This window comes from Bacillus sp. RC252 (genome assembly GCF_044909215.1).
In the GTDB taxonomy this organism is placed as follows: Bacteria; Bacillota; Bacilli; order Bacillales; family Bacillaceae_G; genus Bacillus_A; species Bacillus_A mycoides.
In genome coordinates this window covers 150,251-176,365 of sequence record NZ_JBIYDV010000013.1, presented here as the reverse complement: position 1 = coordinate 176,365, position 26,115 = coordinate 150,251, and the positions used below count along the sequence as shown (strand labels likewise).

Sequence of the window (26,115 nt, the reverse complement as noted above, 5' to 3'; positions counted from 1 at the left end):
TATCCGAACTTGTACAGGGAGTAATATCCAATTGGAAAGTGGAAAATGTTTTTTCAAAATAGGAAAACTTAGTATGACTTCCTCTATTTTGGAAAGTATAAAAAAGAATAATGAGGAAAGGGTGTAGTACATAATGGAACATCCAATTGAAAATTTAATGAAAACAGCAATGACAAATTTAAAAGAGATGGTAGATGTAAATACGATTGTTGGAAGTCCGGTTTCAACAGCTGACGGAAATGTAGTATTAACAGTATCTCAAGTGGCTTTTGGTTTTGGAGCTGGTGGAAGTGACTTTAAAGGGGATTTTATTTCTGAAAAACATAACGGCGGACAAGGGCAGCATAAAGAGAACAAGCAAAGTCATCCATTCGGAGGCGGAAGCGGGGCTGGGGTTTCTATTAGCCCAGTTGCTTTTTTAGTAGTTGGTTCTAACGGTGTGCAAGTGTTGCATCTCAATAGTAGTACACATTTAATTGAAAAAGCGTTAAATACTGTGCCAAGCACTGTGGATAAATTTGTGAATGGTCGCCAAAAGTGAACTTGCATTTTTTAGGAATTATGATATATTAGAAAAAGTGCGCTTTATGACGATCGGAATAATTGAACTGTAAATATATATGATGTGTGGAATAAGGGAGAGGAATTTATGATTAATATCAAAAACTTAGTAGTTGGCTTGTGTATGTTAGTAAGCGGTTTTGTTGTATATGTAATAAAAGAAAAAGCTCCATTCTAAAACAGACAAACCGTTAATGTCTGTTTTTAATTTGTAAAAAATGTTGACAAGTTATTGTATTGGTGTTAAAGTTTTAATTCGTGTCTCGGTTAAAGCTAGTGTAAAGTAAATAAATCTTATGAATATAATACGAAAAGTTTGCGAAAGATCGGGTAGTCTTACCAACAACTTTTGTGAACAAACCCTATAAATTGTATATGTAAGCTTTATATGTATACTAGTGAATCAAGGAGCGGTCAGTGGAACCGTAATGATGAGAGAGAGGTAGGGCTTTCATCCAGTATATGTTACTTTCCCGTTAGGTGAATATAAAAAAGAGGGCTCCTTTTGAAAAGGAGCCCTCTTTCTATAAATAAATTGAAACTATAATCAGTGGGACCATTCCATTCCCTTTACATGTTAGCTCACAAATAATGTGATAAAAATGATTAAGTGCGGTTTTCAACTTGCTGACAAATTTCATCTGTTGTTAAACCATGTGCTTTAATTACAGATCCTTTTATCGATGTATCTGCAATGCCCATCATATTAGAATCTTGCCCGGTTACAACGCAACAATCACACCCATGTGCATCATTTTCAGAGTTAAGTGAAACGACTTCATGTCCTTGTTGCTGAAGAGCTTGTTGAACATCTGTTAAAGAGTTCTCAACACCAATTCTAGCCATAATTTTCACCTCCTACCATCTAGTTGCTAGTATGCTCAAGTCCATAGCATATATTTATGAAAAGATGGTAGGAAGAGAATATTTGTTTAGTCGTTATATACACCAGTAAGCATTTGACTAACGAATTGATCATTTAATGTATCTTGTGCTGAACTGTTATTAGACTGAATATCGATTGAAGCTGTGTAGTTGTTATGTTTCCTACTATTTGGTTCTACTTCAACGTAATTATCGAATTTACAAAATCCTTTCGTATCCATTAGATCAAATAGTTGTAGCATTTCTACTACCTCTTGTCTCGTTCCTTTAATTTGTACACACGCCATTTTTATTTCCTCCTTCAATTTGACAAATTGTTTTTTAAAAATAGGATTATGATTACTAAATGAAAAATATGAATGTTATTTTTAGACAGCGTTATTTTTGTTATTTTCCCCCTTTTTCACCAAAAGTCGTTGTATATTCCCGGATTTATAAAATCGGACGTCCGTTTATTGAATACAATAGATTCGTATCAATTGGCGAAAACCCTTCTTTTAAACAAATATTTTTTTTAGTAGAATTTGACGAAAAAAAATTTTTGACTTTTTGTAAACGTTAACAATGTTATTAAATCAATATAAACAAAGATGTACGTACGATTAAAAATTAAAAATTTTCTAAAAATTCACTTGATTTATTTGAAAAGGAGAGTAGACTAGGAAACAATAAAAAACTCATAGAACATAGGGGGCGCTTTCAAGTGAACGAGCAGTGGATTTTCTTAAATGGAGAATTTGTTCCAAAAGACGAAGCAAAGGTTTCAGTATATGATCATGGCTATTTATATGGCGATGGAGTGTTCGAAGGAATTAGGGTATATAGCGGTAATGTTTTCCGTTTGAGAGAGCATCTTGTCCGGTTATATGAATCAGCGAAATCCATCATGTTAGAGATTCCATATACGTTAGAAGAAGCAACGAAAATCGTTGTTGAAACGATTCGACAAAACAAACTATCTAATGGATATATCCGCCTCGTTGTATCAAGAGGACCTGGGAACTTGGGATTAGATCCCGATTCTTGTACGAAACCAAATGTAGTAGTAATTGCAGAGCAATTATCTTTATTTCCGCAAGAATATTATGAAAAAGGGATTCCGATTATAACAGTTGCAACGCGTCGCAATCGCCCGGATGTTTTATCGCCTCAAGTAAAATCTTTAAATTACTTAAATAATATTTTAGTTCGCATTGAGGCGAAATTAGCTGGAGTACAAGAAGCACTTATGTTAAATGACCAAGGATATGTAGCTGAAGGCTCTGGAGATAATGTATTTATTGTGAAGGGAAATAAATTAATTACACCACCAAGTTCTGCTGGAGCGTTAGAAGGTATTACACGAAACGCGATTTTAGAAATCGGCGAAAAACTTGGATATGACGTAAGAGAAGAATTATTTACAAGGCATGATGTATATGTAGCTGATGAAGTATTTTTAACAGGAACAGCTGCTGAAGTAATTGCTGTTACGACAGTAGATGGAAGAACGATTGGTTTAGGTAGAACAGGGCCACATACGAATCGTTTATTAGAAGAATTCCGTAAATTAGTTGTAGAAGATGGAGAGAAAATTTACGAAGAAAATAAAGTTGGATAATAGCTCTTATGACATGATAAAGCGTTGATAGGGAGGAGTAGTTGACTGTGAAGCCTCACAGAGAGTCGGTGGTTGCTGGAAACCGATGGTTCACGTCGACGAACATCACCCTTGAGTGCTAAGCTGAAACGTTTGTTTAGGCTTAGACGGTAGCTCCGTTATTAGCTAGACTCATATCCCGAGTCACTGAGGCAAGAGTAATCTTGCGAAGAAGGGTGGTACCGCGAAATCTTTCGTCCCTTCAGCACATAGCTGGAGTGTGGACGTAGGATTTTTTTATTTTATAAATGTTTTAAAAAAGGGGGCTTATAAGAAAAATGTCTTCAAAAACGGAAGAGAAACTGGCAACTGGTGCACAGCTATTGTTAGAAGCGCTAGAAAAGGAAGGAGTAGAGGTGATTTTTGGTTATCCAGGTGGTGCGGTTTTACCTCTATATGATGCGCTTTATGATTGTGAAATTCCGCATATTTTAACGAGGCATGAGCAAGGTGCAATTCATGCTGCTGAAGGATATGCAAGAATTACAGGAAATCCAGGAGTGGTAATTGCAACAAGTGGACCGGGTGCTACAAATGTTATTACTGGTCTAGCTGACGCGATGATTGATTCATTGCCACTTGTTGTATTTACAGGGCAAGTAGCAACAACGTTAATCGGGAGTGATGCTTTCCAAGAAGCTGATATTATGGGGCTTACGATGCCGGTGACAAAACATAATTATCAAGTACGAAAAGCATCGGATTTACCCCGAATTATTAAAGAAGCATTTCATATCGCTAGAACAGGAAGACCAGGCCCAGTCGTAATTGACCTTCCGAAAGATATGGTAGTAGAGCAAGGTGAGCGATGTAGTGATGTACAAATGGATTTACCAGGATACCAGCCTAATTACGAACCGAACCTACTACAAATAAACAAATTATTACAAGCGATTGCGACTTCAAAAAAACCGTTAATTTTAGCTGGAGCAGGTGTATTGCATGCAAAGGCATCGAAAGAATTAACAAGCTTTGCTCGTAAATATGAAATTCCTGTTGTTCATACATTACTTGGTCTTGGTGGTTTTCCGCCAGATGATAAATTATTTCTTGGGATGGGAGGAATGCACGGTTCTTACACGGCTAATATGGCGTTATATGAATGTGATCTACTTATAAATATAGGAGCAAGATTTGACGATCGTCTTACTGGAAATTTAGCTTATTTTGCTAAAGAAGCGATTGTCGCACATATAGATATTGATCCAGCGGAAATCGGAAAAAATGTGCCGACTGAAATTCCAATTGTTGCGAGTGCGAAGCAAGCATTAGAAGCTCTACTCAACTTTAAGGAAGGGGAAGTACATCACAATGATTGGCTCTCATTATTGAATAGTAGAAAAGAAAAATACCCTCTTTCTTACAAAGAGCATTCGGAATGTATTAAGCCTCAATATGCAATTGATATGCTATACGAAATTACGAAAGGGGAAGCGATTGTAACGACAGATGTTGGGCAACATCAAATGTGGGCAGCTCAATATTATCCGCTGAAAAATCCAGATAAATGGGTAACTTCTGGAGGCTTAGGAACAATGGGCTTCGGGTTTCCAGCAGCAATAGGTGCACAAATCGCAAAGCCTGAAGAACTAGTTATTGCAATTGTCGGTGATGCTGGATTTCAAATGACCCTGCAAGAACTTAGTGTGTTAAAAGAGCATTCTTTACCAGTTAAAGTTTTTATTTTAAATAATGAAGCTTTAGGGATGGTAAGACAATGGCAAGAGGAATTTTATAATGGGCGATATTCGCACTCCTTACTTTCATCCCAACCAGATTTTGTTGCGCTTGCCAATGCTTATGGCATAAAAGGTGTTCGTATTGAAGACCCACTTCTTGCAAAGCAACAATTACAGTATGCAATTGAGTTAAGAGAGCCTGTTGTAATTGATTGCCGCGTACTTCAATCCGAAAAGGTAATGCCGATGGTTGCCCCAGGAAAAGGCGTTCATCAAATGGAGGGAGTGGAGAAAAGGTGAAGAGAATTGTAACAGCGACAGTTCGAAATCAAAGCGGTGTGTTAAATCGAATTACAGGTGTTATGACACGTAGACATTTTAATATTGAAAGTATTTCAGTAGGTCATACGGAATCATCGGATATTTCGAGAATGACGATTGTTGTACACGTTGAAAATGAACAGCAAGTTGAGCAGTTAATTAAACAACTTCATAAGCAAATCGATGTACTGAAAGTATCAGATATTACAGAAGAAGCGATGATCGCTAGAGAACTTGCACTTATTAAAGTAGCAACGTCTGTAGCAAGAGCAGAATTATATAGTTTAATTGAACCGTTCCGAGCCGCTGTAATAGACGTTGGGAAGGATTCCATAGTGGTGCAAGTAACAGGTACCCAGGAGAAAGTAGAAGCGTTAATTGAATTACTTCGTCCATATGGTTTGAAAGAAATTGCTAGAACAGGTGTAACAGCATTTACACGTAGTATGAAAAAACAAGATAAACAAGTTATGTTAATTCAATAATTATTTAAAAAATAGGGGGAAATGAAAATGGCGAAAGTTTATTATGAAAAAGACGTAACGGTAAATGTATTAAAGGAAAAGAAAGTAGCAATCATCGGATATGGATCGCAAGGCCATGCGCATGCGCAAAACTTACGTGATAACGGATTTGATGTGGTAGTAGGACTGAGGAAAGGGAAGTCATGGGATAAGGCGAAAGAAGACGGTTTTTCTGTATATACAGTAGCGGAAGCAGCAGAAAAAGCAGATGTAGTAATGATTCTACTACCTGATGAATTACAGCCGGAAGTATATGAAGCTGAAATTGCACCAAACTTACAAGGCGGCAATTCTCTCGTTTTCGCGCATGGATTTAATGTTCACTTTGATCAAGTAAAACCGCCAGCTAATGTAGATGTATTTCTAGTAGCACCGAAAGGTCCAGGACATCTAGTACGTCGTACGTTTGCGGAAGGGGGAGCTGTTCCTGCATTATTTGCAGTATATCAAGATGCAACAGGAGTTGCGACTGAAAAGGCACTTTCATATGCAGATGGAATTGGGGCGACGAGAGCAGGTGTATTAGAAACAACGTTTAAAGAAGAAACAGAAACAGATTTATTTGGAGAGCAAGCTGTACTTTGCGGTGGAGTGACTGCACTAGTAAAAGCTGGGTTTGAAACGTTAGTTGATGCTGGTTATCAACCGGAAGTTGCATATTTTGAATGTTTACATGAACTAAAACTAATCGTTGACCTTATGTATGAAGGCGGACTTGAAAATATGAGATATTCAGTTTCAGATACAGCGCAGTGGGGCGACTTCGTATCAGGACCACGCGTTGTAACGGAAGATACGAAGAAAGCGATGGGTGCAGTGCTAGCAGAAATTCAAGATGGTACATTTGCAAGAGGCTGGATCGCAGAGCATAAAGCAGGAAAACCAAATTTCCATGCGACAAATGAAAAAGAAAATGAACATGAAATCGAAGTAGTTGGACGTAAATTACGTGAAATGATGCCGTTTGTACAGCCGCGAGTAAAGGCAGGGGTCAAATAATATGAAGCAAATTTTGTTCATGGATACGACGCTTCGTGATGGCGAACAATCACCAGGAGTTAATTTAAATGAACAAGAGAAATTACAGATTGCGAGGCAACTAGAGAGACTTGGTATTAATGTAATGGAAGCTGGATTCGCAGCAGCTTCTGAAGGTGATTTTCAATCGGTAAAACGTATCGCAAATACCATTCAAAATGCTACGGTTATGAGTTTAGCTAGAGCGAAAGAAAGTGATATTCGAAGAGCCTATGAAGCTGTGAAAGGCACTGTCTCTCCTCGTTTACACGTATTTTTAGCTACGAGTGACATTCATATGAAATATAAGCTTTGTATGTCAAAAGAAGATGTATTAGATAGCATACATCGCTCGGTTACGCTCGGGAAATCACTATTTCCAACAGTTCAATTTTCAGCAGAAGATGCAACAAGAACATCGAGAGCATTTTTAGCTGAAGCAGTAGAAGTCGCGATTCGCGCAGGAGCGAATGTAATCAATATTCCTGATACAGTTGGATATACGAATCCAGAAGAATATTATTCTCTTTTTAAATACTTACAAGAATCCGTTCCGTCGTATGAAAAAGCAATTTTCTCTTGTCATTGTCACGATGATCTTGGGATGGCAGTAGCGAACTCGTTAGCAGCGGTTGAAGGCGGAGCGTTACAAGTAGAAGGAACGATTAATGGAATTGGAGAAAGAGCGGGGAATGCGGCGCTAGAAGAAGTCGCGGTTGCTCTCCATATTAGAAAAGATTTCTATGAAGCAGAATCCTCTATGACATTAAAAGAAATTAAAGCGACGAGTACGTTAGTAAGTCGGTTAACGGGTATGGTTGTACCGAAAAATAAGGCGATTGTTGGAGCAAATGCTTTTGCTCACGAATCAGGTATTCATCAAGACGGTGTATTAAAAGAAGTAACGACGTATGAAATTATTGAACCATCACTGATTGGAGAGTCACAAAATTTATTTGTATTAGGAAAGCATTCCGGGCGCCATGCGTTTACTGAAAAAATGAAAGAACTTGGTTATGAGTTTACAAAAGAAGAACGAGATGTGGTGTTTGAAGCATTTAAAAACTTGGCTGACCGTAAAAAAGAAATTACAGAAGAAGATTTACGTGCGCTTATGCTTGGTGAAGCAGCATTTGCGGCCCAGCAATATAGCATTACTCAATTGCAAGTACATTTCGTATCAAATAGTACACAGTGTGCAACGGTTGTACTAAAAGATGAGGAAGGAAATATGTACGAAGATGCAGCAACTGGTTCTGGAAGTATTGAAGCGATCTATAATGCAATTCAAAGAATTTTAGGATTAGAATGTGACTTAGCGGATTATCGCATACAATCTATAACGCAAGGTCAAGATGCACTTGCACATGTTCATGTTGAATTAAAAGAAGGAACTCATCAAGTATCAGGTTTTGGTGTTGCGCAAGACGTATTAGAAGCATCGGCGAGAGCGTATGTTCATGCGGCCGGAAAATTAAAATCTTTTATTACTCTTGTGAAGTAACTGTTTGATAAGTGAGGGGATCGTCCCTTACTTATCAAAGTATATTTCTGAAAATTCAGACAAAAAGGAGTGTTTTAATTGGAAAAACGTATCGTTTGTTTAGCGGGTGATGGTGTTGGTCCGGAAATTATGGAAAGCGCGAAGGAAGTATTGCATATGGTAGAGAGGCTATATGGACATCACTTTCATTTACAAGATGAGTACTTTGGCGGAGCGGCTATCGATTTAAATGGGCAACCATTACCACAGCGAACACTTGCCGCTTGTTTAGCGAGTGATGCGGTTTTACTTGGAGCGGTTGGTGGACCGCGGTGGGATGATGCGAAAGAAAGGCCAGAGAAAGGATTATTAGCTTTAAGAAAAGGACTTGGTATATTTGCGAACGTTCGTCCTGTAACAGTAGAAAGCGCAACTGCACATTTATCGCCATTAAAAAACGCAGATGAAATTGACTTCGTTGTCGTTCGTGAACTAACAGGCGGTATTTATTTCTCTTATCCGAAAGAAAGAACGGAAGAATCGGCAACTGATACACTTACGTACCATCGTCATGAAATTGAACGTATCGTGTCGTATGCTTTTCAATTAGCGAGTAAGAGAGAGAAAAAAGTAACTTCTATTGATAAAGCGAATGTTTTAGAATCTAGTAAATTGTGGAGAGCTGTTACGGAAGAAGTAGCTCTTCGTTATCCTAATGTTGAATTAGAGCACATTTTAGTAGATGCAGCTGCTATGGAGTTAATTCGAAACCCAAGGAGATTTGACGTTATCGTAACAGAAAATTTATTTGGTGATATTTTGAGCGACGAGGCTTCTGTATTAGCAGGGTCATTAGGAATGCTTCCATCAGCGAGCCATGCGGAAAACGGGCCGTCTTTATATGAGCCTATTCATGGATCAGCGCCAGATATTGCAGGTAAAAATAAAGCGAATCCAATTGCGATGATGCGTTCAGTAGCGATGATGCTTGGGCAATCATTTGGATTAACGAGAGAAGGGTATGCGATTGAAGAGGCAATTTCTGCAGTTCTTCAATCTGGGAAATGTACAGCTGATATTGGGGGGAATGAGACGACAACTTCATTTACGAGGGCAGTTATTCAAGAAATGGAAGAGCAGGCACTAGTAGGGAGAGGAAGATAATGGGAAAAAGGTTACTAGATAAGCTTTGGGAAAGACATGTAGTTGTAACTAATGAAAATGGATTGGATTTATTATATATCGATCTTCATCTCGTTCATGAAGTAACGTCACCGCAAGCCTTTGAAGGCTTGCGGCTTGCAAATCGAACTGTTCGGAGACCGGAATTAACGTTTGCAACGATGGATCATAATATTCCAACGAAAGATGTTTGGAATATTACCGATCGCATTGCGAAGCAGCAATTGGATACACTTCGTGACAATTGTAAACAATTTAAGGTGCGATTAGCCGATATTGGTGATGAAGAGCAAGGAATCGTTCACGTTATAGGACCAGAACTTGGGCTCACACAACCGGGGAAAACGATTGTATGCGGTGATAGCCATACAGCAACCCACGGTGCTTTCGGTGCTTTAGCGTTTGGTATTGGTACGAGTGAAGTAGAACATGTATTAGCAACTCAAACGTTGTGGCAACGAAAACCGAAAGCGATGGGGATTGAATTAAAAGGAAAGTTACCGAAAGGCGTTTATGCAAAGGATATTATTTTGCATCTTCTCTCAAAGTACGGTGTAGCGGTTGGAACGGGGCATGTAATGGAATTCTACGGAGAGACGATTCGTGATATGGGTATGGAAGAGAGAATGACACTTTGCAATATGGCAATTGAAGGGGGAGCGAAAGCTGGCATCATTGCACCAGATGAGAAAACATTTTCTTATGTAAAAGGGCGTGAATATGCACCGAAAGACTATGAAACGTTTACGGGAAAATGGTCGGAGCTTTATACAGATTCAGATGCAATTTATGATTTACATATTTCGGTAGATGTTACGGATTTAGCACCGTATGTCACCTGGGGAACAAATCCTAGTATGGGTGTTCCTATTGATGAAAAATTACCAGAGAAGCATAACGAAAATGATGAAAGAGCATTTTCATATATGGGATTGAGCCCTGGGCAAAGTACGTTTGAAATTCCTGTTAAGCATGTCTTCATTGGTTCTTGTACAAATTCACGTTTATCTGACTTAGAAATTGCTGCATCTGTTGTAAAAGGGAAAAAGGTAAAAGAAGGTGTGCGAGCACTCGTTGTACCAGGATCAAAAAGTGTGAGAGAGCGGGCGATGCAAAAAGGCTTACATCGCATATTTGAAGAAGCGGGATTTGAATGGAGAGAGCCTGGATGTTCAATGTGTCTTGGGATGAATCCAGATCAAGTACCTGAAGGAGAACATTGTGCTTCTACTTCAAATCGTAATTTTGAAGGAAGGCAAGGGAAAGGAGCACGAACACATTTAGTAAGTCCAGCTATGGCTGCAGCAGCTGCGTTATATGGTCATTTTGTTGATATTAGAAAGGAGAGTTACGATGGAACCATTTCATATTCATAAAGGTACTGCCGCAGTACTTATGAATGATAACATTGATACAGATCAAATTATTCCGAAGCAATATTTGAAGAGAATTGAAAGGACGGGATTTGGAAAATATTTATTTGATGAGTGGCGTTACGATAATGAGCGCCATGAAAATCCTAATTTCCCCCTTAATGCACAAGAACGAAAAGGAGCAAGTATATTAATTACAGGTGATAATTTTGGATGTGGTTCTTCAAGAGAACATGCTCCGTGGGCGCTTGCGGATTATGGTTTCCGCGTTATTATCGCCGGAGGATTTGCAGATATTTTTTATATGAATTGTATGAAGAATGGTATGTTACCGATTGTAATGGATAAAGAGATGCGTGAACAACTTGCCAAAACGAATGCGAGAGATCAAATGGAAGTTGATTTAGAGAATGAAGTAATTATTACGAATACGCACAGGTTTCATTTTACAATCGAGAAAATGTGGAAAGAAAAATTATTAAATGGTCTAGATGAAATCAGCATTACGATGCAATACGAACGAGAAATTGGAGAGTATGAAAGAGAGATAGCCTTATATTAAGAAATAACGGAATATTAAAAATGTATTTACATTCAGAATTAACTGTTATATACTATGTGAAAATCAGAGGAGAAAGGGAGTAAGTATTATGAATATCGTGCAATCTATAAAAATGCTTACACAACTACATCATCATACATGAAACCCTTGAACCTAACGTGAAAACGTGTAGGCACAAGGGTTATTCCCGTTGTACCTACACTCTACTAAAGAGCCTTGTAGGTATTTTGTCTACAAGGCTCTTTTTATTTTCGGTTTGGGTGGATCGAATGGGCATAAATTAAAGAGGGAAAGGTGTGTGAAATGAGATGACAAAGTGGAAACGGGCAAATCCGAATGGAACGAGAGATTACTTATTCGAAGAATGTACGTTAATTGAAGAAGTGGAACAAAAATTAAGACGGACCTTTTTAGAGAGAGGTTATGAAGAAATAAGGACACCTACAATTGAATTTTATGATGTTTTTGCATTTCAAAACAGGCCGATAGATGAAGAAAAGATGTATAAATTTTTCGATGAAAAAGGACGGATTATCGTTTTACGCCCAGATATGACAATTCCTTTAGCAAGAGTAATTGGAACACAGAGAGGGGATATTCCTCTTAAAGTAACTTATAGCGGGAATGTATTTCGGGCGAATGAGTCCCTTACTGGGAAATATAATGAAATAGTGCAAAGTGGTATTGAAATTATCGGGATTGAAAATGTAAGGGCTGAAATTGAATGTGTGATAAGCGTAATTCAAGCACTTCAAAAATTAAAGGTGCAATCTTTCACAATTGAGATTGGGCAAGTGCAGTTATATAAATGTATCGTAAAAAAGCTCCCCATTAATGATGAAGAAGAGAAGTTACTTAGAACGTATATTGAAAGTAAAAATTATGCCGCACTCTCACACTTTATAGAAGAAAAGAAATTAAATCGGTGTGATGAAACAGTAAGGTTACTTGAGAAACTACCAAGGTTATTCGGGAGTTTAGATGTTGTTGAGGAAGCAGAAAAACTCGCCTCAAGTAATGAAATGAAAATGGCCATTGCGAGAGTGAAAGAAATATATGAAACAATTGAACAGTTAGGATATGGCTCTTACATATCAATTGATTTAGGTATGGTTCAACATTTGGATTATTATACGGGTGTTATTTTCAAAGGGTATATATATGAAATTGGAGAAGAGATTGTTAGTGGCGGAAGGTATGATGAGTTAATTGGAAATTTTGGAGAGATGATGCCAGCGGTTGGGCTCGCGGTGCAAGTAAATCAAATAGTTAAGGCACTTCAAGAGCAGCAAGAACCATATAAACGAAAGAGAATAGATATTATGATTCATTATGAGTTAAATAGATTAGCAGAAGCGGAAAGGTTACGAAATTTACTTCAAAAGGACGGGAAGAATGCCCAGTTATCTTTATTCTCTAATTTAAACGATACTTTTCAATTTGCAAACAAGAATAAAATAATGACAGTCGTTGAGGCGAAGAGTGAGTCACTAGTGGAATATGTATGGAGAGAGAAATGGATCATCCAGAAAGAAGGGGAGGCTTCATGCGTAACATTCAAATTGCGTTAACGAAAGGAAGATTAGAAAAGCATGTTATTCCACTGTTTGAAAAAATTGGAATTGATTGTTCAGAGCTCAAAGATAAAGGAAGAAAACTTGTGTTTAAAAGTAAAAACACAAACATTTCATTTATTTTAGTGAAAGCGGTAGATGTTGCTACTTATGTAGAACATGGCGTAGCTGATATTGGAGTCGTTGGAAAAGATATATTAATGGAATTTGAGAAAGATATATATGAGATGGTCGATTTAGGAGTGGGCGTGTGTAAATTTTGTGTCGCTTCTATTCCTACGTATAATCCGAAGAGTTATCGAAAAAAACGAATTGCTACGAAATATCCGCACATTACTTCTACATATTTTCATGATAAAGGGGAGGATGTAGAAATTATTAAAATAGAAGGATCTGTAGAGATTGCTCCACTTCTAGGTTTGGCAGATGCAATTGTTGATATTGTTGAAACAGGAAAAACATTACAAGAAAACGGGTTAATTGTATTTGAGGAAATGTGCTCTATATCAGCTCGAATGATTGTGAATAAGGCTGCATTGAAAACTAAAAAAGACGAAATATTCTGTATTATAAATATGATGGAACAAGAAATTTTGTCAGGGAAATAGGGGGATTTTAAATGGAGATAGTTTTTGAAGATTTCCAAGAGGCTTTATCGAAAATAAAATCGCTACGAGAAAGCGCTAATATAATAGAAGAAACTGTTCAAAGAAGTGTAAGTGAAATTGTTCAAAACGTAAGGGAGAGTAAAGATGAGGCTTTATCGTTCTATACAAAAAAGTTTGATGGTGTAGAGACAAAAGATTTTCGTGTAAGTGAGGAAGAAATAAAACAAGCAAGTAAGTTTGTAGAACAAGCTTTTTTAGAAGCGTTAAAAGAGGCGAAGAAAAATATTATCTCGTATCACGAAAAGCAAAAAAGACAATCTATGTTTGATTGCGTGAGTGAAGGGGTAATTAGAGGGCAGCTTATTCGTCCGTTAGAAAATGTAGGTGTATATGTGCCGGGCGGGACTGCTTCGTATCCTTCATCAGTATTAATGAATGTATTGCCAGCAAAACTCGCAGGAGTGAAAAAAATTGTAATGGTAACACCGCCGAAGCAAGGAGGAATTGATCCGCATATTTTAGCTGCTGCAAGTCTTGCAGGTGTAGATGAAATATATATGGCCGGTGGTGCTCAAGTAATTGCTGCTCTAGCATATGGAACGGAATCGATTCCTAAAGTAGATAAAATAGTTGGACCAGGGAATTTATATGTCGCGCTAGCGAAGCGAGAAGTATATGGGATAGTCAATATCGATATGATTGCTGGACCATCAGAAATTGTAGTTATCGCAGATGAAACAGGAAATGCCGAATATATTGCTGCTGATTTATTATCACAGGCAGAACATGACGAGAGGGCAACAGCTATTTGTATTACAACAAATATAAAGCTTGCTAAAGAAGTAGAAAGAGAAATAGAAAGGCAGCTAGAGACGTTGCCTAGAAGTGAAATCGCTCGTGAATCCATAAAAAGAAATGGAGCAATTTTTATTGTCCCTTCTTTAGAAGAGGCGTTTCATTTATCAAATGAAATCGCTCCAGAACATTTAGAGTTACACATAAAAGAGCCAATGAATGCTCTAGCTTATGTAAAGCATGCTGGATCAATTTTTCTTGGTCCATATGCACCTGAACCGCTCGGAGATTATTTGGCGGGGCCGAATCACGTATTACCGACAAGTGGAACGGCAAGATTTTTTTCTCCGTTATCCGTCGATGATTTCGTAAAAAAATCAAGCTTCGTTTCGTACACGGAAGAAGCGTTAAGAAGTGTACAGCATCATATTGTAGAACTTGCAAATAAAGAAGGTTTACATGCACACGCAAGAGCAATCCAAATTAGGTTTAAGGAGGAAGAATAATGCGCGAGTCTAGTCAAGTACGTGAGACGACGGAAACAAAAATTAAATTAAGTTTGCAACTTGATGAAAGTACGAATGTTTCTGTGCAAACAGGAGTTGGATTTTTTGATCATATGCTAACTTTATTTGCTAGACACGGAAGATTTGGTTTGCAAATTGAAGCTGAAGGTGATGTATTCGTTGATGCTCATCATACGGTTGAAGATGTTGGAATTGTACTCGGAACTTGCTTGAAAGAATCATTGCAAAATAAAGAGGGGATTAACCGTTACGGCTCAGCGTATGTACCGATGGATGAATCTTTAGGATTTGTCGCGATTGATATAAGCGGGCGCTCATATATTGTATTTCAAGGTGAATTAACAAATCCGAAGCTAGGGGATTTTGACACAGAATTAACGGAAGAATTTTTTAGAGCAGTTGCTCATGCTGCAAATATTACGTTACATGCTCGCATTTTATACGGAAGCAATACACATCACAAAATTGAAGCTTTATTTAAAGCGTTCGGTCGAGCGCTTAGAGAGGCAGTCGATAAAAATGCCAATATTAATGGCGTAAATTCAACGAAAGGGATGTTGTAATTGATTGCAATTATAGATTATGGAATGGGAAATCTTCGTAGTGTGGAACAAGCATTAAAATATATTGGAACAGAGTACATCATAACGGATGATAAAAAAGAAATATTGAGAAGTGATGGAGTTATTTTACCAGGAGTAGGCACATTTCCGAAAGCGATGGGCGTTTTAGAAGAAAAAGATTTAGTATGTGTGCTAAAAGAAGTTGAGAGCTTAGGAAAACCGCTTCTGGGTATTTGCTTAGGAATGCAGCTTTTATTTGAAAAAAGTGAGGAACTACAAAATTGTAACGGATTAAATTTATTGCCAGGTGTTATTCGAAAGTTAAAAGTTCCTTATAAAATTCCACATATGGGGTGGAATGAATTAAAAAAAGAAGGAGAAATATCGCTTTGGAATGGAGTAGAGGACGGTTCTTTCGTATATTATGTCCACTCTTATTATGCAGATTGTCCGAATGAAATTGTGTATGGGGCAAGTGAATATGGAGTGAAAGTACCTGGTTTTGTAGCAAAAGGAAATATATTTGGTGCACAGTTTCATCCTGAAAAAAGTGGGGAAATTGGGATGCGAATGTTAAAAAATTTCAAAGGGGTGGTAGAAGCATGGAAATCTTCCCAGCTATCGATATAAAAGAAGGACGATGCGTCAGGCTTTATCAAGGAGAGTTTAGTAAAGAAACGGTGATGAATGAAGATCCAGTCGCACAAGCAATCATATTTGAAAAACTTGGAGCGAAAATACTACACGTTGTTGATTTAGATGGAGCAATTGTTGGGGAGTCAGTAAATTTACCTGTCATTGAAAAAATATGCAAGGCGGTACGTATTCCAGTGCAAATTGGAGGAGGAGTTCGGTCACTCGCGGCAGTGGAGAAGTTGTTGTCAGTAGGTGTAGAAAAAGTGATATTAGGAACGGCTGCCCTTTACGATAAATCATTTTTAGAAGAAGCGGTTCGTCTATATAAGGAGCAAATCATAGTTGGAATTGATGCGAAAAATGGTTTCGTAGCAACGAGGGGCTGGTTAGATTTGTCTGAAATTTCGTACATCGATTTAGCGAAGCAAATGGAAAGTGTAGGTGTTCAAACGATTGTGTTTACGGACATTTCAAAAGATGGGACACTTGCAGGACCAAATTTTGAGCAATTAGAGTTACTGCAAAAAAGCGTGGGTATTCGTGTGATTGCATCTGGAGGTGTCGCATCTATTCAAGATGTGAAAAGATTAAATGATATGAACATATATGGCGTCATTATTGGGAAGGCACTTTACGAGAAAACGATTGATTTAGAAAAAGTGTTACAGGTAACAAAACTATGTTAGCAAAACGAATTATTCCATGTCTAGATGTGAAAGAAGGGCGGGTAGTAAAGGGTGTGAATTTTATAGGGTTACAAGACGTCGGTGATCCTGTTGAAATAGCCGCATTATATAATGATGCGGGAGCAGATGAAATCGTATTTTTAGACATTACTGCGACGCATGAAGGGCGAAAAACGATTATAGATGTTGTAGAAAAAACTGCTTCAAAAGTATTCATACCTCTCACAGTTGGCGGGGGGATTTCAAGTGTTAAAGATATGTACAATTTACTAAGAGCTGGAGCAGATAAAGTTTCAATAAACTCAGCGGCAGTGAGAAATCCGAAGTTAATCCAGGAAGGTGCGGAGCATTTTGGCTCACAATGTATTGTCGTAGCAATCGATGCTAGAAAAGTAGCAGAAGATAAATGGAATGTATACGTAAATGGCGGAAGACTTAATACGGGAATGGATGCAATCGAATGGGCGAAGCACGTTGTTAAGCTCGGGGCAGGAGAAATTTTGTTGACGAGTATGGATGCAGATGGAACGAAAAACGGATATGATCTTCGTTTAACAGGAGCAATTTCAAACAGCGTTTCTGTTCCAGTAATCGCATCAGGGGGATGTGGTCATGTGAATCACATTATAGAAGTATTTCAAAAGACAACAGTTGATGCAGCATTAGCAGCATCAATCTTTCATTATGGTGAAGCGACTGTACAAGATGTAAAGAGAAAATTAAGAGAAGCAAAGGTTGAGGTGCGGTTATGAAACCTAACTTTTCAAAAGGATTGATACCAGCTGTTGTTATCGAGGAAGATACGAAAGAAGTTTTAATGTTAGCTTATATGAATGAAGAAGCGTATGACAAGACGCTGGAAACGAAAAGAACATGGTTTTATTCCCGTTCGAGACAATCGTTATGGAATAAAGGAGGTACATCGGGAAATGCCCAATATGTGCAATCACTTTATTTAGACTGTGATCAAGATGCAATCGTTGTTGTCGTAAAGCAAGTAGGGCCTGCTTGCCATACGGGAGAAAAAACGTGTTTTCACTACAAAATTATATAGGGGGATACATATGGAAGATATCCTTAAGTTATTATTTGAAACAATTGAAGAACGAAAGAAAAATCCACTCTCTGAATCATATACGAATTATTTATTTTCAAAAGGTGAAGATAAAATTTTAAAGAAAATTGGTGAGGAGTGCACCGAAGTAATTATTGCGTCTAAAAATAATGATAAAGAAGAAATAGTAAAAGAAATGGTTGATGTGTTCTATCACTGTTTTGTTCTATTAGCCGAAAAAAATATTCCATTAGAAGATGTCATGCAAGAAGTGAAAGAAAGAAATGGAAAGCTTTCGCGAGTAGGGGACAGAAGAGAAATAGATAAATTATAAGGGGGAATATGGATGAAAGTGGACTATCACATTCATTTAGAAGAAGGGCCATATTCAATAGGGTGGCTAGCTAAAATAAATGATGCGCTACAATATTTTGAACCGCTTAAAGAAGAAAAACATTCTATGGAATGGCTTATGAAAACACAAGAACGCCTGCAAAGACGTGTGAAGGAAGGTCCATTTACAGCGAAATGGATTGATTTATATTTAGAAGAAGCTGTGCGAAAAGGTATAAAAGAAGTTGGCATTGTCGATCATTTATATCGTTTTCATGAAGCGAAAGGATATTATGAAAAGTATGTAGATATTAGTGATTCTAAGCTTGGTCGCCTGCAAAAAGAATGGTTAGATCAAGTAAGAGTAACGTCTATTTATGATTTTACAAAGGCGATTGAAGAGGCAAAAGAGCGATGGAGTAAACGAGGGATAACGCTCAAACTTGGAATTGAAGCGGATTATTTTATCGGGGGTGAACAAGAGTTAAAAGGTTTACTAGCATTAGGAGACTTTGATTATGTAATCGGTTCGGTCCATTTTATAGATGGATGGGGATTTGATAATCCAGATACGAAAGAGTATTTTGGTACGCATGAGTTACATACTTTATATCACACGTTTTTCGCTACAGTTGAAAGTGCTGTTCGTTCCGAGCTTTTTGATATTATAGCTCACCTTGATAACATAAAAGTATTTAATTATCGATTGGATGAGAATGAACAGCTTTCTTATTATAAGGAAATTGCTCGTGCGTTAGTGGAAACAAATACAGCAACAGAAATAAATGCGGGATTGTACTATCGATATCCTGTGCGCGAAATGTGCCCAAGTCCGCTTTATTTACAAGTATTAGCTAAGCATGGAGTTCCGATTACTCTATCCTCAGATGCCCATTATCCGAATGATTTAGGAAAGTATGTGGAAGAGAATATAAAGACATTACGCAATCATGATATTTCTCACATAGCTACATTTACGAAACGAGTAAGAACGATGAGATTGCTTGAAGAAGAAGGAATAATTTCAAAATGAAACACGATTTTTTGATGAAAATCACCCTTTTTGTTCAAAATAAGAAAGAATGAAAAGGAGGATAAAAAATGGCGAAACAACAAAATAAACAAAATGTACAAGCGGCAGGTCAAGCCTATACTTCTGAAACAAATAATACTGCTAACTCAGTTATTGAGGAACAAATTAGCGATACAGTTGCAGAAGGAACAATCGATGCGAAGCTTGGGAAAGAATCGCAAGAAAAAGCGTAAAACGAGGGGAGAGTTGCATCTCCTCTTTTTTTATGGAAAAGTGTCGATTTTCAAAACTATAATCAAATTCCTTGGTTTTTATATGTAGATTTCTTACAATGAAATATAAGAGATATCATATTTTGTATAGAAGAGGTGTTAGTAGTGGCGAAAATATTAGTAGCAGGGAAAATTCCAGAAATCGGATTAGAATTATTGAAAAATCATGATGTAGAAATGTACAATAAAGAAGAATTAATTAGTGTAGAAGAGCTAGCAGAACGTGTAAAAGATAAAGATGCACTTTTAAGCTTACTTTCTACGAAGGTATCGAAAGAGGTTATTGACGCAGCACCAAACTTGAAAATTATCGCAAATTATGGTGCTGGTTACGATAATATTGATTACACATATGCTGGAGAAAAGGGTATTGCTGTTACAAATACGCCGAAAGTATCTACAGAGGCAACAGCAGAATTAACGTTTGCACTTCTTTTAGCAGCTGCACGTAGAATTCCTGAAGGTGATACGTTATGTCGTACAACTGGATTTAACGGATGGGCACCGTTATTCTTCTTGGGCCGCGAAGTGCACGGTAAGACAATCGGAATTATTGGCCTTGGAGAAATCGGGAAGGCAGTTGCAAAGCGTGCGAGAGCATTTGGAATGAATGTTTTATATACAGGACCAAATCGAAAGCCTGAAGCTGAAAGTGAACTGGAAGCGACATACGTAACGTTGGAAGAATTATTACAAACAGCGGACTTTATTACAATTAACTGTGCTTATAATCCGAAATTACATCATATGATTGATGAAGAACAGTTTAAAATGATGAAGAAAACAGCATATATTATAAATGCTTCACGTGGACCAATTATGAATGAATCAGCACTTGCTCATGCACTAAAAACGAATGAAATTGAAGGTGCAGCTCTTGACGTATTTGAATTTGAACCGAAAATTACAGAAGAGCTAAAAGGATTAAAGAATGTAGTACTTGCTCCTCACGTAGGAAATGCAACATTCGAAACACGTGATGCAATGGCTGAAATGGCAGTAAGAAATATTTTAGCTGTATTAAATGGTGAAGAACCTGTAACACCTGTAAATCAAAAAGTATTAGTTACAAAATAAAAAAGAAACCTTCCGAAATACGGAAGGTTTTTTTATTTTTCTTTACTCGCTTTTTTAGAAGGTCTTTGTCTAATAAATTGAGATAACATATACAAAATGTATAGTGGAATGGCAATGAATAAGAAAACAGAAATGTTGCCAAAACTTGTTTGGTACATTGTGATAATAATTCCAACTAAAAATAGTGTAATAATTATGCTATATCGTGGAATTGGTACATCTTTTAAACTTGGGATACGAACACGGCTCACCATTAAAAATGCGAACGTTACGAATACGGTAATGAGAACGATTTTTGGAATGGTATGTGAAAATAATGTTAAGAAAGCAACAAGCCCTCCTGCTGCAGTAATCGGAACTCCAGTGAAATACTTCATAGAAGTAGATGATGGCGTTACATTAAATCGTGCTAAGCGATATGCTCCGAACAGTGGGAATAATCCCGCTATGTATAGTCCAATGATGCCATAGTTGGAGAAAGATGTGTAATACATTAACACAGCAGGTGCTGCGCCAAATGTTACAACATCCGCGAGTGAATCAAGCTCTTTTCCCATTTGTGAATCAACGCGTAATAAACGAGCGACACGACCATCAAGACTATCTAACATCATCCCGATCAGTACTAAAATAGCAGCTGATTTATAATATCCTAAAGATGCATAGCCGATTGACAAAAATCCGCTATATAAATTCCCGAGCGTAAATAAGTTTGGAATAGCTGCTCTATACAAAATCTGATCCCTTGCTTTCTGTTATAAATTCTTAATTAGTGTATGAAAGTTTACTTATTTTATCATACCATAAATTTCTTTCTCATACGAAAAAAATTCCCAATTTGTGAAAGATTGTATAGAAGATAAATTTGAAAAAAAAGTAAAAAAAGGAAGCAACTTTTGTAAAGTTGCTTCCTACACTATTCAAATTTCGTTGTCATCGTTCCGGTTTTATATCGATTGTTAGGATCAAATCGTAATAAATCTCCATAAATGAGTTTGTCGGATAATTTTAATTCTGTTTTTGCTTTTTCAATATAAGGCTGACATAGTGTTAAATCAGCTTCTTCACCTGTGCTTCTTTTATAGCACATATTTTTTGTATAAACATAATCTTCCGAAACAAAACTGCCGTCTCGCATTACCATAAGAGGGTCTTTTTCTTTCGTAAATAAGTCTGTTCCAAATTCTACGGATTGATTTGTTTTAATACCAAGTAAATGAAGTAACGTTGGTTTAATATCAATTTGACCAGATACTTTAGAGATGACTTTTCCTTCTTGGCCAGGCACATGAATAATGAGAGGGACGCGTTGTAATTGCATAGAATCAAACGGTGTAATAGCGTCTTTCCCAAGGAACTGAGCCATAGCTGCATTATGGTTTTCAGAAATGCCGTAATGATCACCATAAATGACAATAACGGAATTATCATATAGTCCTTCGTCTTTCAATTGTTTAATAAATAATTTAAGAGCTTCATCCGTGTAACGAACGGTTGGGAAGTAGCGATTTAAAACACCACTTTCGGAATTAAATTCATCAACATATTGATCTTCTGGATTTAGAAGAAATGGAAAATGGTTTGTTAACGTAATAAATTTTGTATAGAACGGTTGTGGTAAAGATTTTAACTTTGGAATAGATTGCTCAAAGAACTCTTTATCTTTTAATCCCCAACCGACAGACATTTGTTCCGTTCCTACGTAATCATTTAAATTAAAGTAACGATCATATCCAAGCGCAGGATACATTACGTCACGATTCCAAAACGTTTTATCGTTTGAATGGAAGACAGCAGAAGAATATCCGTATTTCTTTAATTGTTCTGGTGTGGCAGTGTATTCATTTGTTGCATGAGTAAAGAATACAGAACCACGGTCTAACGGATAAAGGGAATTTTCAACGATAAATTCAGCATCAGAAGTTTTACCTTGTCCCGTTTGATGATAGAAGTTATCGAAATAAAAACTATCTTTAATAAACTCATTTAAAAATGGAGTAATCTCTTTTCCATTTATTTTTTTATTAATAACAAAACTTTGTGTAGATTCCATTGAAATTAAAATTACATTTTTACCCTTTGCAGCTCCAAATAAGTTTTTATCAACTTGTTTATCTTTTGAGTCTGTATAGTTTTTAATTTCAGAGAACCCGTCTCCACTTGCAAATACACGCTCAGCTGAAGACTTAGATTGAAGTGTAATATCAAATAGATGATATGTGTATAACCCTAAATTTTTCACGACAGTTTGACGATCAAATGAGCGTGAGAACATTTGTGGTTTATATATAACTGAAACAACAATTTGTAGTGCTAATAATACTGTTACACCGCTAAAGAAAGTTCGCTTCTCAGAGCGAGAAAGGGGTGTTTTATCACCAAATGATGGGAATTTACGCGAAATAAACATTAAAATAATTGCGTCTGCAAATAAAAGTAATGTTTTATACGTAAAGAGTTCTTTTATACTCGTCCCTAAGTCAGCCATATTATTTGTTTGGAATAAAACAGGGAAAGTAACAAAATCGTTATAGAACCCGTAAAACATTGCATTTCCAAATAAAATAAATGACAGTATAAAACTAATTACAATAATAATTCGGTTTCGGTACTTAGATGCAAGTAAAGCGAAACCAAAAAATAAAAGCAACGAAGCTAGTGGGTTAATAAAAAGCATAAACTCTTCAAAGAAGTTATCAATTCTAATATCAAATGCTAGCTTGTACACAATATATGTTTTTATCCATAATAAAACGACTGCAACTAGTGCAAATCGCAGTTTTGGAAACAGATTTTGTAGCATAATATACTCCTCTCCTAAAAGCATGACGGTTCTTGTGAGCCGGTTTGATTAGCGCCTCATTTTATATATACGAACAGTCCTTTGTTATTATGTTTATTATACTATGAGTATCATTATACGAAAATAAAAGAGAGTTGTGGGCTTTTTTATAATAATTGAGTAGAAAAAGGGCAGTGGGAGACAATAAAACGGAGTTTCTATGTATGATAATTATCGTGCGCAAAAAGAATCGAGTAATAAAACGGAGGTTATAATGCGAAAATTATTATATTTTATAGTATGCAGTAGTGTTATACTTTTTGCTTCACCGAGTGTGTCGGTAGCACAATATGATGCACCCCTTATGGAAGATGCCCTTTATTCTGTTTTATTTCCAAAAATAAATAAGGCAATTGAAAAACAATATGGGAGCTTGAAGCCTTATCAATGTCCTAAAATTATTAGTTTAAAAAAAGTGTATAGTGGTACATATTTATTTCAAGCGAGTATTGAAGTAACGAAGTATGAACAGGTTGGTGGGAAAATTGTTCCACCATTTGAGAAGGTAACGATTACATTTAATAACGAAGAGGGCGAATGGGAAGTGACAAAGGTTTCAGTAAAGCGCTTACCAAATGATACAAAATTAAACTGTAAAAAAACAATATAAAAAATTGTTTGACAAATAAAATGGTCCTTTGGTATTGTTAATAGCAACAATTAGATGTTTGAAAATTAAATAGACTTACCTCATCTACTCTCAAAGGTAGAGGCCGCGATAGGAAAGAGTAAGCTATGGGAGATTTAGTGGAATCTGTGATCATAGGTTGAAAGGGACTATTGCCGAAATATAAGAATAACCATCTTATTCATATATTGGGACTGCATTGAATAAATGTAGTACTGTCATAAAATTTATTTTATGAAGAGCTATTTGGAGATGTTGATGCGGTTTCTTATTTTGAGAAGATAACAACTCGTTTATTTTTTCAATATATATTTTTCCTAATAAGAAACGCGTGTGAACATTGTTCCGCGCGTTTTTTGTCTATCTAAAAGCGTGCTGCAATGAATAGAAGATTGGGGTTATGAGTTTTAGAGGAAATAAGGGAGGAATTTAAATGTATTTACACGGCACAAGCCGAATCAATGGGCAAGGACACTTAGAAATTGGTGGGTGCGATACGACGCAGCTAGCAAAACAATACGGAACACCACTTTATGTATACGATGAAGAGTCTATTCGAGGAAAGTGCCGCGCGTTTCATCGTGCTTTTAAAGAAAGTGGTTTCTCTTATCAAGTAGCATATGCAAGCAAGGCGTTCTTGTGCATGGAGATGTGCCGAGTAGCTCGTGAAGAGAATATGTCTTTAGATGTTGTTTCTGGAGGAGAATTATATACTGCGCTCCAAGCTGGTTTTCCGGCATCGCGTATTCATTTTCACGGAAATAATAAAACAGAAGAAGAAATGATTATGGCTCTTCAGGCGAATATCGGTTGTTTTGTAGTAGATAATTTCTTAGAATTAGAAATCTTGCACGATTTAGCAATGCAACATGGGAAATTTGTGAACATATTAATCCGTGTAACGCCTGGAGTAGAGGCACATACACACGAATATATAACAACAGGTCAAGAGGATTCGAAATTTGGATTTGGTGTTTCAAATGGTCAAGCGATGCAAGCAATTGAGCTTGCCTTGCAAAAATCAAATTATAATGTGCTAGGAATTCACTCGCACATCGGATCACAAATATTTGAAACGGCTGGATTTGTTCGAGCAATTGAAGTACTCCGCCAATTTTTAGAAGAAGTGAGAGAGCGAACACATTATGTGATGAAAGTATTAAATGTGGGCGGAGGTTTCGGTATACGTTATACGGATTCAGATACACCGTTAACACTTGAAACGTATGTGCACGCTGTAACAAGTACGATAAGAGAACAATTTACATTATGTGAATATCCGCTTCCAGAAATATGGATTGAACCAGGTCGTAGTATTGTAGGTGATGCGGGAACAACACTTTATACAGTCGGAGCGGTGAAAGAGATTCCTGGCATTCGGAAATATGTTTCAGTCGATGGTGGAATGACAGATAATTTAAGACCAGCTCTATACGGAGCCCGTTATGAGGCGATGTTGGCGAATCGAGGGAATGATGAGAATGAGGAACTCGTTTCGATTGCTGGGAAATGCTGTGAAAGTGGAGATATGCTGATTTGGGATATTAACTTACCGCAAGTTGCTTCTTCTGATTTACTAGCAATTTCTTGTACGGGGGCATATGGGTACTCGATGGCGAATAATTATAATCGTATTCGTAGACCAGCTGTCGTCTTTGCAAAAGGCGGGACGTCACAAATTGTCGTAGAACGTGAAACATATGAAAATATCATTGGGAACGATCGCATACGTATTAAAGAGCTGGTGTGAATGAGAAAGAAGGAGTTGTCTAGTAAAGGCAACTCCTTTTAAAAAAAGAAAAATAATTAAATATATCGGAAAACTAGGATTGAAAAAAATCAGAATTGTGATAAAATACAAATACAAAGCTTATCAAGAGAAGCTGAGGGAACTGGCCCTACGAAGCTCGGCAACCTGCTTATAGAAAGCAAGGTGCTAAATCCAGCAAAATGGAATCCATTTTGAAAGATAAGGTAAAATATATTACCGAACAGTCTTTTCGAAATGGGAAAGATTTTTTTTATGAATAAAAAGGGGGGCTGTTTGCGTGAGCGTACGGGAGCATTTTGATGAAGTATCTGAGAAAATTCAAGCGATGCTTGCTGATATGAAATATGGTTCCATTACAATTGTTGTGCAAGATGGAAAAGTGATTCAATTAGAAAAAAGTGAAAAGGTTCGTTTAAAGTAAAAAGCGCTGACTAGAAAAACTAGAGGCGGTTTTAATCTATTTTTAATAGGTTAAAGCCGTCTTTTTGCT

Annotated in this window: 30 protein-coding genes, 2 riboswitches and 1 other annotated feature; of the genes, 26 read left to right on the top strand and 4 right to left on the bottom strand. The window is 37.0% G+C overall.

What is annotated here, in order from left to right; all coding sequences use genetic code 11:
• Positions 1–133: 133 nt before the first annotated feature.
• Both ytfJ and ABH960_RS19320 read left to right on the top strand, forming a co-directional pair.
• Complete coding sequence (gene ytfJ, locus ABH960_RS19325) at positions 134–541, top strand: GerW family sporulation protein (protein WP_002030645.1); 408 nt, start codon at positions 134–136, stop codon at positions 539–541.
• A gap of 108 nt (positions 542–649) precedes the next feature.
• Entirely contained in the window at positions 650–739 is a 90-nt protein-coding gene (locus ABH960_RS19320) for a hypothetical protein (RefSeq protein ID WP_000608225.1), read from the top strand.
• Between the two features lie 428 nt (positions 740–1,167).
• Here the strand turns inward: ABH960_RS19320 and ABH960_RS19315 are convergent, their stop codons facing one another.
• Entirely contained in the window at positions 1,168–1,407 is a 240-nt protein-coding gene (locus ABH960_RS19315; RefSeq protein ID WP_002011725.1) for a YkuS family protein, read from the bottom strand.
• A gap of 86 nt (positions 1,408–1,493) precedes the next feature.
• Positions 1,494–1,733 carry a DUF3911 family protein gene (locus ABH960_RS19310; RefSeq protein ID WP_002011724.1) on the bottom strand — a complete coding sequence of 80 codons (240 nt, stop codon included), beginning with the start codon at positions 1,731–1,733 and terminating at the stop codon, positions 1,494–1,496.
• A gap of 59 nt (positions 1,734–1,792) precedes the next feature.
• Here ABH960_RS19310 and ABH960_RS19305 point away from each other — a divergent pair, with 59 nt between their 5' ends.
• From ABH960_RS19305 to ABH960_RS19205, 21 genes are all read left to right on the top strand, one after another.
• The gene (locus tag ABH960_RS19305) at positions 1,793–2,008 is read left to right on the top strand and encodes a hypothetical protein (RefSeq protein WP_088292768.1); all 216 of its coding nucleotides are present in this window, start codon (positions 1,793–1,795) and stop codon (positions 2,006–2,008) included.
• Positions 2,009–2,149: 141 nt separating this feature from the next.
• Positions 2,150–3,046 (top strand): branched-chain-amino-acid transaminase, encoded by an 897-nt coding sequence (ilvE, locus tag ABH960_RS19300; RefSeq protein WP_002011723.1) that lies wholly within the window; start codon positions 2,150–2,152, stop codon positions 3,044–3,046.
• 15 nt (positions 3,047–3,061) lie between these two features.
• Positions 3,062–3,290, top strand: a binding site (T-box leader).
• Between the two features lie 73 nt (positions 3,291–3,363).
• Positions 3,364–5,064 (top strand): acetolactate synthase large subunit, encoded by a 1,701-nt coding sequence (gene ilvB / locus ABH960_RS19295; RefSeq protein ID WP_404447591.1) that lies wholly within the window; start codon positions 3,364–3,366, stop codon positions 5,062–5,064.
• The gene (ilvN, locus tag ABH960_RS19290) at positions 5,061–5,570 is read left to right on the top strand and encodes an acetolactate synthase small subunit (protein ID WP_000822948.1); all 510 of its coding nucleotides are present in this window, start codon (positions 5,061–5,063) and stop codon (positions 5,568–5,570) included. The genes ilvB and ilvN overlap by 4 nt, the downstream gene beginning before the upstream one ends.
• A 21-nt stretch (positions 5,571–5,591) precedes the next feature.
• Positions 5,592–6,608, top strand: a complete 1,017-nt coding sequence (ilvC, locus tag ABH960_RS19285; RefSeq protein WP_003188179.1) for a ketol-acid reductoisomerase — start codon at positions 5,592–5,594, stop codon at positions 6,606–6,608.
• Between the two features lies 1 nt (position 6,609).
• The gene (gene leuA / locus ABH960_RS19280) at positions 6,610–8,130 is read left to right on the top strand and encodes a 2-isopropylmalate synthase (protein ID WP_404447586.1); all 1,521 of its coding nucleotides are present in this window, start codon (positions 6,610–6,612) and stop codon (positions 8,128–8,130) included.
• A gap of 78 nt (positions 8,131–8,208) precedes the next feature.
• The gene (gene leuB, locus ABH960_RS19275; protein ID WP_404447583.1) at positions 8,209–9,273 is read left to right on the top strand and encodes a 3-isopropylmalate dehydrogenase; all 1,065 of its coding nucleotides are present in this window, start codon (positions 8,209–8,211) and stop codon (positions 9,271–9,273) included.
• On the top strand, positions 9,273–10,667 hold the full coding sequence (gene leuC / locus ABH960_RS19270; protein WP_002011716.1) for a 3-isopropylmalate dehydratase large subunit: 1,395 nt from the start codon (positions 9,273–9,275) through the stop codon (positions 10,665–10,667). Before leuB ends, leuC begins: the two co-directional genes overlap by 1 nt.
• Entirely contained in the window at positions 10,645–11,226 is a 582-nt protein-coding gene (gene leuD / locus ABH960_RS19265; protein ID WP_113937007.1) for a 3-isopropylmalate dehydratase small subunit, read from the top strand. The genes leuC and leuD overlap by 23 nt, the downstream gene beginning before the upstream one ends.
• Before the next feature lie 308 nt (positions 11,227–11,534).
• Positions 11,535–12,797, top strand: a complete 1,263-nt coding sequence (locus tag ABH960_RS19260; RefSeq protein ID WP_002140970.1) for an ATP phosphoribosyltransferase regulatory subunit — start codon at positions 11,535–11,537, stop codon at positions 12,795–12,797.
• Complete coding sequence (hisG, locus tag ABH960_RS19255) at positions 12,773–13,408, top strand: ATP phosphoribosyltransferase (protein WP_033708301.1); 636 nt, start codon at positions 12,773–12,775, stop codon at positions 13,406–13,408. The genes ABH960_RS19260 and hisG overlap by 25 nt, the downstream gene beginning before the upstream one ends.
• An 11-nt stretch (positions 13,409–13,419) precedes the next feature.
• The gene (hisD, locus tag ABH960_RS19250) at positions 13,420–14,709 is read left to right on the top strand and encodes a histidinol dehydrogenase (protein ID WP_002126285.1); all 1,290 of its coding nucleotides are present in this window, start codon (positions 13,420–13,422) and stop codon (positions 14,707–14,709) included.
• Positions 14,709–15,293 carry an imidazoleglycerol-phosphate dehydratase HisB gene (gene hisB / locus ABH960_RS19245; protein ID WP_002030662.1) on the top strand — a complete coding sequence of 195 codons (585 nt, stop codon included), beginning with the start codon at positions 14,709–14,711 and terminating at the stop codon, positions 15,291–15,293. The genes hisD and hisB overlap by 1 nt, the downstream gene beginning before the upstream one ends.
• A complete protein-coding gene (gene hisH / locus ABH960_RS19240) occupies positions 15,294–15,923 on the top strand; it encodes an imidazole glycerol phosphate synthase subunit HisH (RefSeq protein WP_404447577.1) in 630 nt (209 codons plus the stop codon).
• Positions 15,896–16,615 carry a 1-(5-phosphoribosyl)-5-[(5-phosphoribosylamino)methylideneamino]imidazole-4-carboxamide isomerase gene (hisA, locus tag ABH960_RS19235; protein ID WP_404447574.1) on the top strand — a complete coding sequence of 240 codons (720 nt, stop codon included), beginning with the start codon at positions 15,896–15,898 and terminating at the stop codon, positions 16,613–16,615. Before hisH ends, hisA begins: the two co-directional genes overlap by 28 nt.
• A complete protein-coding gene (gene hisF / locus ABH960_RS19230) occupies positions 16,609–17,367 on the top strand; it encodes an imidazole glycerol phosphate synthase subunit HisF (RefSeq protein ID WP_404447571.1) in 759 nt (252 codons plus the stop codon). The genes hisA and hisF overlap by 7 nt, the downstream gene beginning before the upstream one ends.
• Positions 17,364–17,669: a phosphoribosyl-AMP cyclohydrolase gene (gene hisI / locus ABH960_RS19225; protein WP_404447569.1), complete on the top strand. Its 306-nt coding sequence runs from the start codon at positions 17,364–17,366 to the stop codon at positions 17,667–17,669. The genes hisF and hisI overlap by 4 nt, the downstream gene beginning before the upstream one ends.
• 10 nt (positions 17,670–17,679) lie before the next feature.
• Positions 17,680–18,003 (top strand): phosphoribosyl-ATP diphosphatase, encoded by a 324-nt coding sequence (gene hisE, locus ABH960_RS19220; protein WP_404447566.1) that lies wholly within the window; start codon positions 17,680–17,682, stop codon positions 18,001–18,003.
• A 12-nt stretch (positions 18,004–18,015) separates the two neighbouring features.
• On the top strand, positions 18,016–19,035 hold the full coding sequence (locus tag ABH960_RS19215; RefSeq protein WP_002030669.1) for a histidinol phosphate phosphatase domain-containing protein: 1,020 nt from the start codon (positions 18,016–18,018) through the stop codon (positions 19,033–19,035).
• A 68-nt stretch (positions 19,036–19,103) separates the two neighbouring features.
• Positions 19,104–19,268, top strand: a complete 165-nt coding sequence (locus tag ABH960_RS19210) for a YozQ family protein (RefSeq protein ID WP_002193236.1) — start codon at positions 19,104–19,106, stop codon at positions 19,266–19,268.
• Between the two features lie 135 nt (positions 19,269–19,403).
• A complete protein-coding gene (locus tag ABH960_RS19205) occupies positions 19,404–20,384 on the top strand; it encodes a 2-hydroxyacid dehydrogenase family protein (protein ID WP_002011699.1) in 981 nt (326 codons plus the stop codon).
• 32 nt (positions 20,385–20,416) lie between these two features.
• Here ABH960_RS19205 and pssA read toward each other — a convergent pair whose 3' ends face one another.
• Both pssA and ABH960_RS19195 read right to left on the bottom strand, forming a co-directional pair.
• Complete coding sequence (gene pssA, locus ABH960_RS19200; protein ID WP_404447561.1) at positions 20,417–21,118, bottom strand: CDP-diacylglycerol--serine O-phosphatidyltransferase; 702 nt, start codon at positions 21,116–21,118, stop codon at positions 20,417–20,419.
• Between the two features lie 182 nt (positions 21,119–21,300).
• Positions 21,301–23,187: an LTA synthase family protein gene (locus ABH960_RS19195; protein ID WP_002086724.1), complete on the bottom strand. Its 1,887-nt coding sequence runs from the start codon at positions 23,185–23,187 to the stop codon at positions 21,301–21,303.
• Between the two features lie 253 nt (positions 23,188–23,440).
• Between ABH960_RS19195 and ABH960_RS19190 the strand changes: the two genes are divergently transcribed.
• The 3 genes from ABH960_RS19190 (at position 23,441) to ABH960_RS19180 (ending at position 26,046) form a co-directional block, all read left to right on the top strand.
• Positions 23,441–23,836, top strand: a complete 396-nt coding sequence (locus tag ABH960_RS19190; protein WP_016092994.1) for a DUF3888 domain-containing protein — start codon at positions 23,441–23,443, stop codon at positions 23,834–23,836.
• 89 nt (positions 23,837–23,925) lie between these two features.
• Positions 23,926–24,107: riboswitch (Lysine riboswitch) on the top strand.
• Positions 24,108–24,287: 180 nt separating this feature from the next.
• The gene (lysA, locus tag ABH960_RS19185) at positions 24,288–25,604 is read left to right on the top strand and encodes a diaminopimelate decarboxylase (protein ID WP_002126306.1); all 1,317 of its coding nucleotides are present in this window, start codon (positions 24,288–24,290) and stop codon (positions 25,602–25,604) included.
• Between the two features lie 117 nt (positions 25,605–25,721).
• Positions 25,722–25,830: riboswitch (SAM riboswitch) on the top strand.
• Positions 25,831–25,902: 72 nt separating this feature from the next.
• Positions 25,903–26,046: a YezD family protein gene (locus ABH960_RS19180; protein ID WP_000116159.1), complete on the top strand. Its 144-nt coding sequence runs from the start codon at positions 25,903–25,905 to the stop codon at positions 26,044–26,046.
• Positions 26,047–26,115 lie beyond the last annotated feature (69 nt).

Excerpts from the sequence above, each read along its gene's own strand:
- ytfJ (WP_002030645.1), top strand. The coding sequence starts at position 134 with ATGGAACATCCAATTGAAAATTTAATGAAAACAGCAATGACAAATTTA.
- ABH960_RS19320 (WP_000608225.1), top strand. The coding sequence starts at position 650 with ATGATTAATATCAAAAACTTAGTAGTTGGCTTGTGTATGTTAGTAAGC.
- ABH960_RS19315 (WP_002011725.1), bottom strand. The coding sequence starts at position 1,407 with ATGGCTAGAATTGGTGTTGAGAACTCTTTAACAGATGTTCAACAAGCT.
- ABH960_RS19310 (WP_002011724.1), bottom strand. The coding sequence starts at position 1,733 with ATGGCGTGTGTACAAATTAAAGGAACGAGACAAGAGGTAGTAGAAATG.
- ABH960_RS19305 (WP_088292768.1), top strand. The coding sequence starts at position 1,793 with ATGAAAAATATGAATGTTATTTTTAGACAGCGTTATTTTTGTTATTTT.
- ilvB (WP_404447591.1), top strand. The coding sequence starts at position 3,364 with ATGTCTTCAAAAACGGAAGAGAAACTGGCAACTGGTGCACAGCTATTG.
- ilvC (WP_003188179.1), top strand. The coding sequence starts at position 5,592 with ATGAAAATGGCGAAAGTTTATTATGAAAAAGACGTAACGGTAAATGTA.
- leuA (WP_404447586.1), top strand. The coding sequence starts at position 6,610 with ATGAAGCAAATTTTGTTCATGGATACGACGCTTCGTGATGGCGAACAA.
- leuC (WP_002011716.1), top strand. The coding sequence starts at position 9,273 with ATGGGAAAAAGGTTACTAGATAAGCTTTGGGAAAGACATGTAGTTGTA.
- leuD (WP_113937007.1), top strand. The coding sequence starts at position 10,645 with ATGGAACCATTTCATATTCATAAAGGTACTGCCGCAGTACTTATGAAT.
- ABH960_RS19260 (WP_002140970.1), top strand. The coding sequence starts at position 11,535 with ATGACAAAGTGGAAACGGGCAAATCCGAATGGAACGAGAGATTACTTA.
- hisG (WP_033708301.1), top strand. The coding sequence starts at position 12,773 with ATGCGTAACATTCAAATTGCGTTAACGAAAGGAAGATTAGAAAAGCAT.
- hisD (WP_002126285.1), top strand. The coding sequence starts at position 13,420 with ATGGAGATAGTTTTTGAAGATTTCCAAGAGGCTTTATCGAAAATAAAA.
- hisB (WP_002030662.1), top strand. The coding sequence starts at position 14,709 with ATGCGCGAGTCTAGTCAAGTACGTGAGACGACGGAAACAAAAATTAAA.
- hisA (WP_404447574.1), top strand. The coding sequence starts at position 15,896 with ATGGAAATCTTCCCAGCTATCGATATAAAAGAAGGACGATGCGTCAGG.
- hisF (WP_404447571.1), top strand. The coding sequence starts at position 16,609 with ATGTTAGCAAAACGAATTATTCCATGTCTAGATGTGAAAGAAGGGCGG.
- hisI (WP_404447569.1), top strand. The coding sequence starts at position 17,364 with ATGAAACCTAACTTTTCAAAAGGATTGATACCAGCTGTTGTTATCGAG.
- hisE (WP_404447566.1), top strand. The coding sequence starts at position 17,680 with ATGGAAGATATCCTTAAGTTATTATTTGAAACAATTGAAGAACGAAAG.
- ABH960_RS19215 (WP_002030669.1), top strand. The coding sequence starts at position 18,016 with ATGAAAGTGGACTATCACATTCATTTAGAAGAAGGGCCATATTCAATA.
- ABH960_RS19210 (WP_002193236.1), top strand. The coding sequence starts at position 19,104 with ATGGCGAAACAACAAAATAAACAAAATGTACAAGCGGCAGGTCAAGCC.
- ABH960_RS19195 (WP_002086724.1), bottom strand. The coding sequence starts at position 23,187 with ATGCTACAAAATCTGTTTCCAAAACTGCGATTTGCACTAGTTGCAGTC.
- ABH960_RS19190 (WP_016092994.1), top strand. The coding sequence starts at position 23,441 with ATGCGAAAATTATTATATTTTATAGTATGCAGTAGTGTTATACTTTTT.
- lysA (WP_002126306.1), top strand. The coding sequence starts at position 24,288 with ATGTATTTACACGGCACAAGCCGAATCAATGGGCAAGGACACTTAGAA.